The following is a 15522-nucleotide window of genomic DNA, read 5'->3' as shown; positions in this document are numbered from 1 at the left end:
ATGACCCATCCCGCAGCGATGGCCGTCTCCGCCGCAGCGTCGACCGGCCCCGGCCAGCGACTCGGCTGGTCGGTGGTCTCCGGCCTGTCCGGCGTGGCGGCGGCCGTTGGTACCAAGAAGCTGTTGACCGTGCTGTGGACACGGACCACCGACCGGGAGCCGCCGACCAACCCGGCCGATCCGGACACCGGCTGGGGTGAGGCCCTCAGCTGGGTGGTGGCGATCAGCATCGGGGGTGCGGTCGCCCGGGTCGTCGCCCAACGTGCTGCCGCCACGGGCTGGGACCGGGCGATGGGCTCACCACCGCCGACCAAGGATTCCGCCCCCGCCAAAAACTCCTAGGAACCGGCCGGGTGGGTCGACTCGGGTGGATCGTCTGCGGGCTCGACGCCCGAAGCGCGGGCGGCGGCCACATCGGCGATTTCGGCCAGGCTGAACCAGCCGGCGCGCTCCGCCAGGCGGGCCGCTCGTGCCACACCGCCGAGCTCCCGCCCCAGGGCGTCGCACAACCGGTCGGCGCCATCGCCGGAGTCGAGGTCGAACGCCGCCAGGGAGTGGCTCACAGCGTCGGCCGACGCCCTCAGCTCGGCGCCGAGGGCAGCCGCCTCGGCGACCTCGGGCCGATGTGGTTGCTCACCGGCAACCGCCTCGGCCAGGCCCTGAATCGACGCCGCCACCGGCACGTTGAGGTGCGGCACCCACAGCGTCGTCAGATGGTCGGGCTCGTCGCCACGGTCGAGATCGGCCCAGGTGGTGACGCTCACCCGCTGATCGTCCAGCCCCAGGTGGTGCAGCACATGCACCTCGCCGTCCGGGTCGCTGGTCGGCTGGTCGAGCACGGCCAGCTTGATGTCGGAGAGGACCGCCCGCGCGTGGGTGTGGGCAACGAGCAGCGGGCCCCGCTCCCCGGCCGCATCGGTGGCGAAGCGGTGACCGTCGACCAACCGCACCCCAGCGGTCACGGGGTCCACACCCACCGCCGCCCATGCCAGATCGAGAAACGACATGGCCGGCAGCACCTCGAGGTCGATCTCGCCGCGCCGGGCGGCCTCGCCCAGCAGCTCGACGGTGCGCTCGAGCACCAGCGCCGAGCCGGGCACCGCATAGCCAACCGCCCCGTGCTCGGTGGCCTCCGCGATCAGCGCAGCAGCGATGCGCTCGTAGGTGTGTTCGAAGGTGTCGCTGTCGTCATAGAACGAATCGAACGAGCCGAGCGCGCTTACCTCGGAGGCGGCGGGATGGCGGCGGGTGCGCAACCACCACCGACCCGATCCCAGGCGGTCCCGCACCAGCGGGGGCATCAGGGCAGCGTCGGCCGGGCCCAGCCCGGCGACGGTGACCGTGGGGGCGGACCCCGACGGGGCGGCGCCCACCTAGGCGGTCGGGTCGCCGGTTGCCGGTGCCGCCGGCGTCGCGGCGCCGGATCCGTTGGGCTGCACTCGCACGATCTGCAGCCCATCGGGGGGCCCGACGGTCAACATGTCGCCGTATCGGGGGTCGATCTGGACGTCATCGGTCTGAAGGGCCAGGAGATACAGCAACGAGTTGGCGTCGAGGGACGACACGAACTCGGCGGCTCCGGCGTCGGTCAGGGAGCGGCTGCCCTGGGGCCGGACCCAGCGAGTCTGTTCAACGGTCTCACCGCCGCTCGCCCCGGACGGGTCGGGGTTGGAAACCGTCGCAGTGATCGGACCGTCGACCTCGCCGATCGCGCCCGAGACCACCGCGTTGACCGTCGACCACTGGGGCGACGACACGGGCACCAACCCGTTGCTGGCAGCTGCGGTCTGGCACTGGTCGAGCGCACCAAACTTCTCGAAGGCGGCGTCCGGGTCCGCGGCCATCGCCTTGCGCACCTCGTCGACCTGATCGGGCTGGGCTTCAGCCACGTCGGCGCACAGCTCTCGAAACATCTGCGGGTGGGCCTGGCGGAACCGTCGCCGAGCGGCCGGATCGCTGGTCAGCGTCTGCTGGATTTGCAGGGGCAGCCCGGCCGCCTGGGTGTCATCGGGTCCGGGGGGCGGGGTGCTCAGCACGACCGCTGCGGACACCAGGTCGTTCTGCTCGCCGTCGGACAGCCTGGCAAATGCTTGATCGGCCTGGAGCTGGCTGGCCACCTGATCGGCCAACCCGTCCGGCTCGTCGAGGTTGAGTCGGGCCTGCTCATCTTTCAACAGCTGGGCGGCGACGAGAAAGCTGAGCGCCCGGCGCCGAACCTCGAGGGGCACCTCGTCGTCCTCGCCCAGTGCCACGTTGCCGATCGCCTGCACCCGGGCGGCCTGTTCAACCTGGGTGTCGGTGATCGTCTTGCCGTTGACGGTGGCGGCGGTCGACTCGGCGGCCACGCCACAACCGCTCAAGACCAGCGCACCGATGGCGGCGACGATGGCCAAGGGACGGGCGCGATTACCGGCGGGGAACAAGCTCATGTGCGGGGGTTCCAATGCGATGAAGTTGCGTGGGCAAGCGATGCTAGCCCTGGGAGGGCGCCCAGCTCAGCTCGGCTCGGCTAGCGCCCGGTTCGACGGGCCCGTCGCGCCGCCACCCGGGCGGCACGTTCGTTGGCCTCGGCGATCGCTGCCGGATCCTGGGGCGACGGGGCGGGCCGACGACCGGCCGGAGCGGATGGCCGAGACCCGATGACGCCCGTGCGCCCGCGCGTCGCCGGAGCGTTGGGTAACGGAGGCGGATCGGACCCGTCCGCCGGCCACAGGTGGGCAAACAGGGTGCGCAGGTCCTCGGTAAGTTCCAGCCCGGATCGCACCGGCACCTGCAGCTGAGCGCCGCCCATCCCCGGGGTGCTCGTGGCGGCGGGCGTCGACTTGTACACCGCGCCGGGGAACACGCGGCCGAGGCGCATCTCGGCCGACGCCGACAGCTCGACCGGGGCCAACACCGCCCGCAGCGGAGGGCCGTCGAAGTCCGGGTTGCGGGTCGCGGTGCACTCGGTGATGCCGATGCGGGCACACTCCGCCCGCACCCGGGCCACCGCCAGCAGAGCGCGGGCCGGGTCGGGGATGGCGCCAAAGCGGTCGATCCACTCGGCGGTGATGTCGTCAACCTCGGCCTGGGTGGTGACGGTGGCCAGGCGCCGGTAGGCCTCGATGCGCAGATCCTCCTGAGCGACATAGTCGTCGGGCAGGTGGGCGTCGACCGGCAGGTCCAGCTTGATCTCGGCGGGGATGCGCACCGGCTCGCCCGACAGCTCGGCGATCGCCTGCGTGACCATCTCGACGTACAGGTCGTAGCCGACGGCGGCGATGTGGCCGCTCTGGCCGGTGCCCAACAGGTTGCCGGCCCCCCGGATCTCCAGGTCGCGCATGGCGATGCGAAAGCCCGAGCCCAGCTCGGTGCTCTCACCGATCGTCTTCAGGCGCTCGTAGGCCTCCTCGGTCAGCTCCCGGTTGGGTGGATAGAACAGGTAGGCGTAGGCCCGCTGACCCGAGCGGCCCACCCGCCCCCGGATCTGGTGCAGCTGGCCCAGCCCGAGCAGGTCGGCGCGCTCGACGACCAGCGTGTTGACCAGCGGCATGTCGATGCCCGACTCGATGATCGTCGTGCACACCAACACGTCGTAGGCGCCCTCCCAGAAGTCGAGCATCACCTGCTCGAGGGTGCCCTCATCCATTTGGCCGTGGGCAACGGCGATGCGGGCCTCGGGCACCAGCTCGGCCAGCTGAGAGGCCCGCCGGTCGATGTCCTCGACCCGGTTGTGAACGTAGAACACCTGGCCCTCGCGCAGCAGCTCGCGCCGGATCGCCTCGGCGACCGGGGCATCGTCAAACTCGCCGACGTAGGTGAGGATCGGCTGACGCTCAGCCGGTGGGGTGTGCAGCAGCGACAGGTCGCGGATGCCGGTCAGGCTCATCTCGAGGGTTCGGGGGATGGGGGTGGCCGACAGGGTGAGCACGTCGACGCCGACCGACATCTCCTTGATGCGCTCCTTGTGGCTCACGCCGAAGCGCTGCTCCTCGTCGACGACCAGCAGGCCCAGCTTGGGGATCGACACGTCGGCCCCCAGCAGGCGGTGCGTACCGATGACGACATCGACCTCGCCGGCGGCCAGCGCGGCCAGCACGCGCCTGGCCTGGGCCGAGGTGAGGAACCGGCTGAGCACCTCGACCCGCACCGGGTAGTCGGCAAAACGCTCGGTAAAGGTGGTGAAGTGCTGGGAGGCCAGCAGGGTGGTGGGCACCAGCACTGCGGCCTGGCGGCCGTCCATCACCGCCTTGAACACCGCGCGGAGGGCGATCTCGGTCTTGCCGAAGCCGACGTCGCCGCACACCAGGCGGTCCATCGGGCGTTCCGACTCCATGTCCGCCTTCACCTCGTCGATCGCCCGGTCCTGGTCGGGCGTCTCGGTGAACTCGAAGCTGTCCTCCAGTTCGGTCTGCCATGGGGTGTCCGGCGGGTAGGCGTGGCCCTCGGTCTGGGTGCGCTTTTGGTAGAGCACCACCAGCTCCTGGGCCACCTCGGCCACCTGGCTGCGCACCTTGGCCTTGGCGCGGGCGAAGTCCGAGCCGCCCATGCGCGACAGGGTGGGTGACGAGCCGCCGGTGTACTGACGCACGGCGTCGATCTGATCCGACGGTACGTACAGCTTGTCGGCGCCCCGGTACTCCAACAGCAGGTAGTCGCGGTCCACCGAGGTGCCGTTGGGACCGGGCAGGGTCCGGGTGACCATGCCGCCGTACCGGGCGACGCCGTGATGGTGGTGCACGACATAGGAGCCCGGCGCCAGATCGGCAAAGAAGGCTTGGGCGTCCTGGGACGCCTTGCGCTGCTTCGGCTTGCGGTGGGTACGGCGACGTCCGGTCAGGTCGGCCTCGCTCAGCACCGCCAGGCGGGCCGATGGGGCGATGAACCCGTGGTGCAACGGCGCGACGGTGAGGTGACCCCCGGGTGTGGTCAGACCGGCGCCCTCCGGGTCGCCGACGTCATCGTGGCGCCCCAGTGTCAGGCCGGCGTCGCCGAGCAGCGCATCGATCCGCTCGAGCGAGCCCGAACCTTGGACGGCGACCACCACCCGGTATCCGTCGACGAGCAGCGAGCTGAGCCGTGCGGTCAGCGCATCGCCCCCGCCCACCGCTGCGGGCCACAGGTGGGTTTCGAGGACGGGCACGGACGGGCCCGAGGCGGTGGCGGTCAGCGACCAGGCGGGTGCGGCCGTGTGGGCGAGCAGCCGGTCGAAGTGCAGGTGCAGGCGGCGCAGCGCCGCACCGTCGGTGCCCCAGGTTCGGGCAAGGGCGTCGGCCAGGTCGGCCTCCTCGGCGAGCAGGTCCGACGCCCGGTCGGCCAGTCGCTTGGGCTCGACCAACATCACCTGGGCATCGCCGTCGAGCAGGTCGAACAGCACATGCTCGGAGTCGGTCAGCCACGGCAGCCACGACTCCATGCCGTCAAAGGTCTCCCCGTCGGCCAGGCGCTGCCACTGCTCGGCGCCCCACGGTTCGGAGGCGATCAGCTTGCGGGCCCTCCCGGCGACCTCCGCCGTGACGAGCACCTCGCGGGCCGGGTGAATCTCCACCTCGGCGATCGTGGCCACCGAACGCTGGTCGTTGACCGAGAACTCGGTGAGCCGCTCCACCTCGTCGCCCCACAGGTCGATGCGCACCGGCGCCTGGGCGGTCGCCGGGAACACGTCGACGATCGAGCCCCGCACCGCCACCTCACCGCGATGCTCCACCTGGTACTCGCGGCGGTACCCCCACCCGACCAGCTCGTCGACCAGCTGGGTGGAGTCGATCGTGTCGCCGGCGCCGACGATCACCGGTTCGGTGTCCTCGACGTGGGGGCCGAGGCGCTGAAGCAGCGCCCGGATGGGGGCGACGATCACCCGGGGGCTGCGGGCCGGATCGGCCAGGCGCCACATCACCCGCATGCGCCGGCCCATCGTCTCGGTCGACGGGCTGACCCGCTCGAATGGCAGGGTCTCCCAGGCGGGAAACCACTCGACCGCGTCGGGACCGAGCCACGTGCCGAGGTCGTCGGCCAGGGTCTCGGCCTCGGCGACGGTGGGCACCGCCACCACGATCGGCGACCGACTCGAGGTCTCGGCCACCGCTGCGATGTAGCTCGCACGCCCGGCCTCGGGAACGGCGACCGTTGCGGCGTCCCGGCCGAGAGCGTCGCGCAGCGCCGGGTCGTCACGAAGCAAACTGGCCAGAGCTGTCAGGGGCACCGATCGAGACTACCGGCGGGTTCCAGAAATCACCCAGCGGTCCCAGCCTCCTGGCGGGAGTATGGGACAGCCCAAGACCTCCCACCGGTGAACGTGTTGGGTTCGACGTGAGGCGAACCGAGGCCGGGTACTCAGTCGGTGACGACGAGCAGTTGGCGGGCCCGGGCGGCGTCGAGGACACGACGGTCACCCAGTGGGCGTGACAGCTCGATCGAGGTGACGTATACCGGCAGCACGCCCACCACATCGTCGCCCCGAGGCCCGCGCTGACCGCAGCCGGTTCCCTCCGACGTGGCGAACGGCTCGGCAGCGGTCACCTCGACCAGCACCTGCGACACCGACTCGTGCACGACGATCCTCACCCCTCGGCACGCCGCCGGTTCCTCCCAGCCCAGCCGGAACCCCTTGGCGGTCGGTTCCACACCGACGGTGGGGACGGTGACCAGGCGGCGCTCCATCACCTCGTCGTTGGTCGTCGACGCCTCCAGGCCGGCGTCGGTCACCACGGGGACATCGTCGGTCTCGATCAGCTCCCCGGTGCCCCATCGGTCGGCATCTGCTCGTCGGTCCCCGGGGCTTCGCAACAGGCCTGCGAGCGCGAGCGCGATCGCCGCCACGGCAACGACGATCACGAATGCGTACCAGCGGCGGCTCAGCACGCCGTGCCACTCACCGCGTGCTCATCACCGGAGCAGCCAACTGGACCGTCGGCGCAGCACTCAGCACGTCGGCACAGCACTCACGATCGAGCGTTCACTCGGGCCATCGCTGCGTCCACGCCATCGGTGAGGATCAGCTCGACGGCATCGGCTGCCTCGGCGACCGCCACCGCCAACAGCTCCTTGGTGGCGCCCGACACCCGGCTGAGGACATGGCCCACGCCCCGCTCCTTGCCGCCGGGGGGTTTCCCCACCCCGATGCGAACCCGGGTGAAGTCCCGGGTGTGCAGGTGGGCTTCGACCGAGCGCAGGCCGTTGTGCCCGGCCAGGCCACCGCCCACCTTCACCTTCACCCGGCCCGGAGGCAGATCCAGTTCGTCGTGGACGATGACGAGGCGGGTGGGGTCGTCCTGACCTCCGCGGCGCCACAGCCGCACGACCGATCGGCCCGACTCGTTCATGTAGGTGGTCGGGAAGGCGAGCAGCACCCGATGCCCAACAAGGCGCGACTCGCTGACCAGCGCCTCGTCCTTCGATGGTCGCAACCGATCGCCGGCCCGCTCGGCCAGCAGGGCCACAGCGTCGGCGCCGACGTTGTGCCGCGTGCCCTCGTATCTGGACCCGGGGTTGCCCAGCCCGACGACGACCAACTCCGAGGGCGTGCCCCGGCGGGCCGGACGGATCACGGACGGGCCGCGTCGGCTCAGGCCGAGGTCTCGTCGGCGCCTTCGGCGTCGCCGGCCTCGTCATCGCCCTCGGTAACGTTCTGCGCAACGACCGCCGCACGGGTGAGGTCGGCGGAGGCGACCGCCTTGCGCCCCTCGGTCAGCACCTTGATCGAGTCGCCAAGATCGAGGTCCTTCACCTGGAGCGACTTGCCGATGCTCAGCCCGGAGATGTCGGCCTCGATGCGCTCGGGGATCGAGTCCGCCCGCACCTTCACCTTGATGTAGGACAGGTGACGTTCCACCATGCCGCCCTCGGCGACGACGTCCTTGGCGGTCCCGACGAGGTACAGCGGCACGTCGACGGTGATCTTCTGGGCGGCCACCACCCGCTGGAGGTCGATGTGGGTGACGGTGCGGCGCACGGTGTGGCGCTGCAGGTCCTTGACGATGACCGGAACGGTTTCGTCGCCGGCGGTCAGCGTCAGCAGGGCGTTCTCGCCGTGTTCGGTCGACAGGGCGGTGCGGAGGTCGGCCCGCTCGACGCTGATCGCCACCGGATCCTTGTCCGCGCCGTAGAGGATGCCGGGGATTCGGCCTTCGAGGCGTTCGCGGATGGCGGCACCCGACCCGGTCTCGGTGCGAACCGTGGCGGCGAGCGGGATGGTTTCTTCTTGCTGTGACATAGCGGAGACGTCTCCTCCAGGTAGTTCCCCGGGGGGTTCCGGGGACTCCCGAGCGTCCTCGGGCCGTCGGTCATGCTAGACGCACACCGGCGACGGGCACTCATCACGGTCCCGCTCCCTGGCGGCATCGGGAGCGGACGCTCATGGAAGGATGCGGTGATGGCCACCTCCGCTGAGATCCGCTCGACGCTCGGCGACTGGTTCGACGCCCAGGGGACCAGCTGCGCAGCGCTGGGCTCGCCGCTCTACGCCAACCTGTTTCCGGCGGTGGGCGAGCACGTGCGCGCCGGTCGCTACGACGCCCTGTTGGCGCCGATCGACCGGTGGCGCTTTGGTGATGCGATGCCCCTGCGCGTGATGGGGGCCGCCCACTTCCTGGCCCTGTCCGGCGCCGCACCCACGCTGGCTGCGGCTTACCCGTCGTGTGGCGGGACGGTGCCCGACCCGATCCCGACCGACGCCCTCGCCGAGTCGCTGCTCGACGAACTGCTCGGTCACGACGACGTCACCGCCGACTACCTGCGCCGAGCGGTGCAGACCAACGAGACCGGTCGCTCCGCCGCGCTCGTCCTGGGGCTGTCGGCCCTGGCCGGGGCAGCCGCGACGAACGCCGCGTCCGGCCCGTGCGGACCGATCTCGCTGGTCGAGGTGGGCACCTCGGCAGGATTGAACCTGCGGTTCGACCGCTTCGCCTACCTCGACGGCGACCGGTTGCTGGGCGGCGACCCCGCCTCGCCGGTGCGGCTGAACCCCACTTGGCTGGGCGGGCCGCCGACGCTGCAACGCTGGGAGGTCGACGACCGGGTCGGCATCGACCCGCACCCAGCCGACCCAACCGACGAGACCGTTGCCCTGCGCCTGCGCAGCTATCTGTGGCCCGACCAGAACGAACGCCGGGTGCGCTTGGACGGGGCGATCGCACTGGCCGGTGAGGTGCCCGCCGAGCTGATCGCCAGCGCCGACACCGCGGCCACCCTCACCCAGGTGCTCGCCGACCGGGTAGGCACCAAGCCGACGCTGGTGTTCCAGTCGATCATGTGGCAGTACGTCGCCACCGGGGCTCGCTGGGACATCACCCGGGCGATCGAATCGGCCGGCGAGCGGGCCAGCGCTGCCGCCCGGCTGGTCCGGGTGAGCTTCGAACCCGACGAGTTCCGGCGCGACCGGGTGGCCGTGCACGCCCGGCGTTGGCCCGGCGGATCGGGCACGCTGCTCGCCCACGCCGACTTCCACGGCCGCTGGGTCCAGGCGCTGCCAACCGGCGAAACCTGAGCGGCGTCCGGCGTCCGGCGTCCGGCCTCGCAGCGAGCCCCCGAACAACTCAGCCCGGCCGCTCGGCGGTAGAACCGCTCGAAAGCGGTCATGCAAAAGCCTCACCGGAGGGTTATGCATGACAGTCATGCATAAGCCACCGGTGAGGCTTTCGCAGGTCTCGTACCGGCAGAACCGCCGGGGCGACGCCGGTCGCCGATCAGCCGTGACGGGCCAGTCAGCAGTGCTGATCAGCCGAGGCCGATCAGCCGTGAATGACCAGTCGAGACCGGTCAGCTGTGGTTTTGGCCGGCGAAGATGTCCGACACCGACTGATCCTCGAACACCGCGTCGAGGGCGTCGGCGAGGATCTCGGCCACCGACAGCACCACCAGCTTGTCGAAGTCTTTCTCCGGCGGGATCGGCAGGGTGTTGGTGATCACCAGCTTTTCGATCGGCGCGTTCTTCAGGCGGTCGACCGCCGGGCCGGACAGCACCCCGTGGGTGGCCGCCGCGTAGACCTCGGTGGCGCCCTCGGCCTTGAGCTGCTCGGCAGCGGCGCAGATCGTGCCGGCGGTGTCGATCATGTCGTCGATGATCACGCAGGGCCGACCCTCGACCTGGCCGACGACGCCTTTGGCCTCGACGGTGCTCTGCTCGCCGTCGGGCCCGGCGCCCTCCACCTTCACCCGGCGCTTGTGCACCATGGCGATGTCGGTGTTGAGGTGGTTGCCGTAGCGCTCGGCCACCCGCACCCGCCCGGAGTCCGGGCTGACGACGACCACGTTGGAGGGCAGGTTGGCCTTCATCCAGTCGACGAGCACCGGCATGGCGGTGAGGTGGTCGACCGGACCGTCGAAGAAGCCCTGGATCTGACCGGAGTGCAGGTCGATCGACACCAGGCGCTTGGCGCCGGCGGTGGCGAACAGGTTGGCGATCAGCTTGGCGGTGATCGGCTCACGCCCGGTCGCCTTACGGTCCTGGCGGGAGTATCCGAAGAACGGCGCCACCACCGTGATCCGCTTGGCGGAGGCCCGGCGGGCGGCGTCGACCATGATCAGCTGTTCCATGATGGCGTCATTGATCGTGCAGCCCTCGATCGTGTCGTGGGTCTGCAGGATGAACAGGTCGGCGCCGCGGATCGACTCGCCGTAGCGGCAGTGACGCTCGCCGTTGGGGAAGCTGGCCAGTTCGATCTGGCCCAGCGGCACGCCGAGGCGTTCGGAGATTTCGGTGGCCAGCTCGGGGTGAACCCGCCCGGCGACTAGCAACAGCTTCTTTTTGGTGACCAGCTCCACCGCGTTTGTCTCCCTTCGACCCGGGGGGGCCGTCATTGTCGTTGGGGTTGTCGTTGGCGAGGTCGTTCGGCGGTCGGGACCCACATGAGCTGGCGGGGCAGGGATCGAACCTGCAACCTCCTGATCCAAAGTCAGGCGTTCTGCCGATTGAACTACCCGCCATCGCTCTGGCGCTCCCACGCTACCGGGCGCCTAGGTTCGGTGTCGCCTTGGTCCGCATCGTCAGGGCCCATTACGCTGTTCTCCCTCATGGGATCTTTGATTAAGAAGCGCCGCAAGCGCATGCGCAAGAAGAAGCACAAGAAGCTGTTGAGGAAGACGCGCCACCAGCGTCGTTCCAAGAAGTAGCTCTCACCTTCCCCCGCATCGGCCCCTCAGCCTGCCCTGTTCAGAGCGTCAGCTCGTCGGGGCAGGTACGGTGCTGACCAAGCGGTGGCCATCGCCGGGATGGTGGCCCTCGACAAACCAGGTCGAGCCACTTCCGGCCAAGCGAGGTAGCTGACCCGTGGCGTCACCCAAGCGGTGACGCCATTTCGCGAGTTCGGGCACTTCGGCCAGAGCCGCCGGCTCCAGATCGTTGCCATGCTCTCCCACCGGTCCGCCCAGCGCGTCCCAACGGGCGTAGACCGCCGGCGTGGATGCCCCGACCGGCGGCGTCAGCAACGTCAGGTCCGCAGCGAGAAACGGCAGCGGGTCGATCTCTTCGCCGATGCCCCGCACCCGTGCCCGGCCACCGACCAGGCAGAAGGGTACGTCGGCGCCCAGGCGGGCGGCCGCCTCCAGGTCGGCCCAGCCCGCCCAGCGCAGGATGGCCGCAGCGTCGGCCGAACCGCCCCCCAGCCCGGCCCCGGCCGGGATGTTTTTGGTGAGACGCACCGCAGCGGTGCGTCCGGTGAGCGCCAGCGCCCTGGTGACCAGGTTGTCGTGGGTCCCTCCCACCCTGCCCACTGTGCCATCGATACTGAGACCAGCGACGGTGAGACCATCGCCGGGCGACACCTCCAGGCGGTCGGCCAGCGACAGGGTGACCATCTCGGCATCGAGGGTATGGAACCCGTCCCGGCGCACGCCCGTAATGCGAAGGCTCAGCGTGAGCTTGGCCGGGGCTGCCAGCACGACGGGCCCGTTCATGACGGACCGGTCCTGTGCGAGGCGGCGTCCTCGGTGGACTGGCCGGCGGGGAGCTGGGCGGCGAGGCGGGCGAACTCGGCCAGCCCGAGCTGTTCGGGCCGGTCGGTGGGCGACACGCCCGCCGCTTCGAAGGCGGCGGCATCGATCAGCCCGACCAGCGAACGCCGCAGCATCTTGCGGCGGCCGGCGAAGGAGGTGCGCACCACCCGCTCCAGGCGGGCATCGCCCACACCGTCGGCTGGGATCGGCGAGCTCGTGTGGCGGGTAAAGCGCACCAGCACCGAATCGACCCGGGGCTCGGGCACGAACACCGCGCGGGGCACCTCGCCGACGATGGCCGCCGTACCCCACCGGGCCAGCAACACGGTGGGGATACCGTAGGTGCGCGATCCCGGCCCGGCCTCCCAGCGCTCGCCGACCTCCCGCTGCACCATCACCAGGCCCCGCTCCACCATCGGCGCTCGCTGGGCGACGTCGAGCAGCAGCGTGGTCGCCACCGAGTAGGGCAGGTTGGCGACCAGGTCCCAGCCGTCCGGGGCGGCATCGAGCGTGGCGTCCCAGTCCACTTCCAATGCGTCGGCACCGACGATCTCGACGCCGGTGCCCTCGGTGACCTCGGCCAGCGGCTCGAGCAACGAACGGTCGGCCTCGATGGCCACGACGCGCCGGGCGGTCTCCGCCAGGCCGAGGGTGAGCGAACCCAGGCCCGGGCCGATCTCGACGACCGACGACGAGCCGGTGACCCCGGCCAACGCCACGATGCGGCGGATCGTGTTGGGGTCGGCGACGAAATTCTGACCCAGGGTCTTGCGGGGCAGGTGGCGATAGCGGGCGAGCAGCTCGGCGATCGACGACCGGGTGAGCAGTGGACGTGGGGCGGTTGCGCTCACCCGCGGCCCAGACCCGACGTTCGTGTCCCCGACGAGGTGGGCGAGCTGGACCTGCGCGAAGCAGATGTGGGTGGCGCACTGGTGACCGCACCGGACTCCTCCAGGCTGATCACCCGTTGTTCGATGGTCGTCGTCGTGATGTTCACCCGAGCGGGAGGCACGTTCTCGACCCCTTCGACCAAGTTGCCCGACCCACCGGCCCGACGCTTGTTGCGCTCCGCCCCGGCGAATCGGGAGTGCCCACGCAGATTCCAGGACGGGTCGAGCTCGAAGAGCGGTGGGGGCATCGGGACGCCGGTCGTCGTGGTGGCGGTCGTCGTCGTGGCCGCCTCGTCCTCATTGCCCCCGAGTCTGAGCACGAAGCTGAACGCCAGCAGCGCCACGATCACCCCGGTCAGGATGGCGGCGATCCGGATGCGCGTGGGCGTGGTGCGGGCGGTATCCATCAGCCGGAGGAGGCTAGCGGCGCGCCGTTGGGGCCGGGGGTCGAGGGCGTCGAGCAACCCCAGACACCCGGGTCGCAGCTCACACGTGCCCGATCCTCTCGCGCTAGGTTCCCGGTACCCGGCGGCCACCGGCCGCCATCGGATTCAGAGGAGTAGTCCATGTCGACTCACCGTTCGGCTCTTACGATGGGCGCGGCCGCCCTTGCGCTCACGCTCGGCCTGAGCGGGTGCGGCGGCTCGTCGGTCGAGTCCAGCGACGTTGAGAAACAGATCTCCAGCGAACTCGGCAAGCAGATCGATCAGACCATTGATTCGGTCGACTGTCCCAACGATCTCAAGGCCGAGGTCGGCGAAGAGGAAACCTGCACCCTGACCGCCGACGGCGAGGACTACGACGTGGCGGTGAAGGTCACCAAGGTCGACGGCGACAACGTGAGCTTCGACATCAACGTCGAGGGCTAGCCAGAGGGCTGACCGTCCCTCAGGTGTTGGGAAGCTCCAGCCGATAGGCGCAGTGGGTGGCGGCCCACGCCGCGGCCTCCACCTCGGCGGGGTCCTCACCACGAACCTCGGCCAGCCCGGCCACGACATCGACCACCCACGCCGGCTGGTTGGGGCGTCCCCGGTGCGGCACCGGCGCCAGATACGGGCTGTCGGTCTCGACTAGATACCGCCCGGCGGGAACCAGCCCGGCGGCTGCCCGGACGTCGGTCGCACCCTTGAACGTCACGATGCCTGAGAATGACAGCACCGCCCCGGCGGCAAGGCACCGTTCGGCCTCCTCCGGCCCTCCGGTGAAGCAGTGCAGCACGGTGCTGGTCGGCCAGCCCTCCTCGTCGAGGATGGCGAAGGTGTCTGCCCATGCCTCCCGGGTGTGGATCACCAGGGGCAGACGGCGGCGGTGGGCCAGGCGAACCTGAGCGGCAAACACCTCCCGCTGGATGGGGCGGGGGGAATGGTCGTAGTGGTAGTCTAGGCCGCACTCCCCCACCGCGATCGCCCCGGCGTCCACCAGCTCCTCCAACCCGGCGACCATCCCGGCGAGGGCACGATCGTCGAGTACGCGGGCCCCGGTCGCATCGTCGGCGGTCCCATGGTCGGCCGCATCGTGGGGGTGGACACCCGCAGTGGCCCACGTTGCCTCGCGCCCGGCGGCGAAGGCCAGCGCTGCCCGGGACGACTCGACGCTGACGCCCACATCGATCATGGCGTCGACGCCTGCGGCACGGGCGGCCTCCCACAGGGCCGGGCCGTCGTCGAGCCCGGACAGGTGGCAGTGATGATCGAAAAACGCCATGGTCCAGCTTGGCCATCCAGGCGCGTCGCCGCCACCCCGCTGCGGGCCTTGTCACGCCCGGCAGCGCCCCGGTGAGTACCGTCGTGGCCGATGGGCGACGCATCTCTCACACTCGACACCGCCGGTTTGCGGGCCGCGGCGCGCACCTGGATGGCCCTCGACCCGGATCCGGTGACACGAGAGGCAACCAACCGACTGCTCCAGCCCGGCCAGGGGGATGCGCTGGCCGATCACTTCGGTCGGCGACTGGCGTTCGGCACCGCCGGGCTGCGAGCCCCGATGGGCCCGGGGCCCAACCGCATGAACCGACTGCTCGTTCGACAGAGCGCAGCCGGCATCGCCCGGGTGATCATCGAGGAGGGGGCGCCCAAACGCGCAATCGTTGGGCACGACGCCCGCCACCGCTCAGCGGAGTTTGCCGCCGACGCCATCGAGGTGTTGGAGGCGCACGGCATCACGGTGACCGTGCCCAACGGGCCGGTCCCCACGCCCGTGATCCCCTGGGCGGTCGCCAAACAGTCGCTGGGCGCGGGCCTGATGGTGACCGCCAGCCACAACCCCGCCGCCGACAACGGGCTCAAGGTGTACTGGAGCGACGGCGCCCAGATCATCCCGCCCATCGATGCCCGTATCGCCAGCGCCATCGAGGCCGCCGCCCGCGACCGCCGGGTGGCGCCGCAACCCGGTTCGGGCGGCATCGACACCCGACGGCTGCTGCTCGATCGTTACCTGGCCGACACGCTCGACCAGGTGGGCACCACCGGTGACGCCAAACTCAGCGTGGTCACCACCGCCCTTCACGGCGTGGGAGGGGCCCCGCTGGTTCAGCTGCTGACCTCCGCCGGGTACACCGATGTCACGCCGGTGGCCTCCCAGCAGGAGCCCGACCCGGACTTCCCCACCGTCCCGTTCCCCAACCCGGAGGAGCCGGGCGTCCTCGACGCCGCCATCGCCCTGGCGGCTGAGCGCGGAGCCGACCTGGTGCTGGCCAACGACCCCGACGCCGATCGGCTCGCCG

15 protein-coding genes, 1 tRNA gene and 1 pseudogene are annotated in these 15522 nt (G+C 70.6%); 5 read left to right on the top strand and 12 right to left on the bottom strand.

From position 1 onward, the window contains the following. Positions 1-342 (top strand): DUF4235 domain-containing protein, encoded by a 342-nt coding sequence (locus tag PKD89_RS12595; protein ID WP_289010523.1) that lies wholly within the window; start codon positions 1-3, stop codon positions 340-342. On the opposite strand, the gene PKD89_RS12590 is transcribed toward PKD89_RS12595, so the two are convergent. The 6 genes from PKD89_RS12590 to PKD89_RS12565 form a co-directional block, all read right to left on the bottom strand. Next, complete coding sequence (locus tag PKD89_RS12590; RefSeq protein ID WP_289010522.1) at positions 339-1373, bottom strand: SAM-dependent methyltransferase; 1035 nt, start codon at positions 1371-1373, stop codon at positions 339-341. The two genes, PKD89_RS12595 and PKD89_RS12590, sit on opposite strands and share 4 nt — an antisense overlap. Further along, a complete protein-coding gene (locus PKD89_RS12585; RefSeq protein ID WP_289010521.1) occupies positions 1374-2429 on the bottom strand; it encodes a SurA N-terminal domain-containing protein in 1056 nt (351 codons plus the stop codon). It abuts the gene before it with no gap. An 80-nt stretch (positions 2430-2509) separates the two neighbouring features. Further along, on the bottom strand, positions 2510-6181 hold the full coding sequence (mfd, locus tag PKD89_RS12580; protein ID WP_289010520.1) for a transcription-repair coupling factor: 3672 nt from the start codon (positions 6179-6181) through the stop codon (positions 2510-2512). A 131-nt stretch (positions 6182-6312) separates the two neighbouring features. Then, complete coding sequence (locus PKD89_RS12575) at positions 6313-6840, bottom strand: hypothetical protein (protein WP_287378341.1); 528 nt, start codon at positions 6838-6840, stop codon at positions 6313-6315. An 80-nt stretch (positions 6841-6920) separates the two neighbouring features. Then, positions 6921-7526: an aminoacyl-tRNA hydrolase gene (pth, locus tag PKD89_RS12570; RefSeq protein WP_287378342.1), complete on the bottom strand. Its 606-nt coding sequence runs from the start codon at positions 7524-7526 to the stop codon at positions 6921-6923. Between the two features lie 17 nt (positions 7527-7543). Continuing rightward, positions 7544-8191, bottom strand: a complete 648-nt coding sequence (locus PKD89_RS12565; protein ID WP_287378343.1) for a 50S ribosomal protein L25 — start codon at positions 8189-8191, stop codon at positions 7544-7546. A gap of 159 nt (positions 8192-8350) precedes the next feature. Here PKD89_RS12565 and PKD89_RS12560 point away from each other — a divergent pair, with 159 nt between their 5' ends. Next, entirely contained in the window at positions 8351-9463 is a 1113-nt protein-coding gene (locus PKD89_RS12560; protein ID WP_289010519.1) for a DUF2332 domain-containing protein, read from the top strand. Positions 9464-9735: 272 nt separating this feature from the next. Here the strand turns inward: PKD89_RS12560 and PKD89_RS12555 are convergent, their stop codons facing one another. Further along, entirely contained in the window at positions 9736-10740 is a 1005-nt protein-coding gene (locus tag PKD89_RS12555) for a ribose-phosphate diphosphokinase (RefSeq protein WP_289010518.1), read from the bottom strand. Positions 10741-10829: 89 nt separating this feature from the next. Next, a tRNA-Gln gene (locus PKD89_RS12550) sits at positions 10830-10902 on the bottom strand. An 87-nt stretch (positions 10903-10989) separates the two neighbouring features. On the opposite strand from PKD89_RS12550, the gene PKD89_RS12545 reads away from it, so the two are divergent. Next, positions 10990-11088, top strand: a complete 99-nt coding sequence (locus PKD89_RS12545) for a 30S ribosomal protein bS22 (protein WP_012225623.1) — start codon at positions 10990-10992, stop codon at positions 11086-11088. Positions 11089-11136: 48 nt separating this feature from the next. Here PKD89_RS12545 and PKD89_RS12540 read toward each other — a convergent pair whose 3' ends face one another. From PKD89_RS12540 to PKD89_RS12530, 3 genes are read right to left on the bottom strand one after another with little or no spacing between them, the layout of a single operon-like run. Beyond that, on the bottom strand, positions 11137-11871 hold the full coding sequence (locus PKD89_RS12540) for a 4-(cytidine 5'-diphospho)-2-C-methyl-D-erythritol kinase (protein ID WP_289010517.1): 735 nt from the start codon (positions 11869-11871) through the stop codon (positions 11137-11139). Beyond that, positions 11868-12761, bottom strand: a complete 894-nt coding sequence (rsmA, locus tag PKD89_RS12535) for a 16S rRNA (adenine(1518)-N(6)/adenine(1519)-N(6))-dimethyltransferase RsmA (RefSeq protein ID WP_289010516.1) — start codon at positions 12759-12761, stop codon at positions 11868-11870. Before rsmA ends, PKD89_RS12540 begins: the two co-directional genes overlap by 4 nt. After that, entirely contained in the window at positions 12758-13207 is a 450-nt protein-coding gene (locus tag PKD89_RS12530; protein WP_289010515.1) for a hypothetical protein, read from the bottom strand. Before PKD89_RS12530 ends, rsmA begins: the two co-directional genes overlap by 4 nt. A gap of 159 nt (positions 13208-13366) precedes the next feature. Between PKD89_RS12530 and PKD89_RS12525 the strand changes: the two genes are divergently transcribed. Continuing rightward, on the top strand, positions 13367-13669 hold the full coding sequence (locus tag PKD89_RS12525; RefSeq protein WP_287378353.1) for a DUF4333 domain-containing protein: 303 nt from the start codon (positions 13367-13369) through the stop codon (positions 13667-13669). A gap of 19 nt (positions 13670-13688) precedes the next feature. Here the strand turns inward: PKD89_RS12525 and PKD89_RS12520 are convergent, their stop codons facing one another. Next, on the bottom strand, positions 13689-14504 hold the full coding sequence (locus PKD89_RS12520) for a TatD family hydrolase (protein ID WP_289010514.1): 816 nt from the start codon (positions 14502-14504) through the stop codon (positions 13689-13691). 90 nt (positions 14505-14594) lie between these two features. Here PKD89_RS12520 and PKD89_RS12515 point away from each other — a divergent pair. Next, a pseudogene (locus PKD89_RS12515) lies at positions 14595-15522 on the top strand (phospho-sugar mutase); the annotation flags it as partial.

The sequence above is a fragment of the Candidatus Neomicrothrix sp. genome (genome assembly GCF_035329545.1).
Lineage (GTDB): Bacteria > Actinomycetota > Acidimicrobiia > Acidimicrobiales > Microtrichaceae > Microthrix > Microthrix subdominans.
The sequence above is the reverse complement of the archived record's forward strand: the minus strand, read 5'-3'. Positions and strand labels throughout refer to the sequence as shown.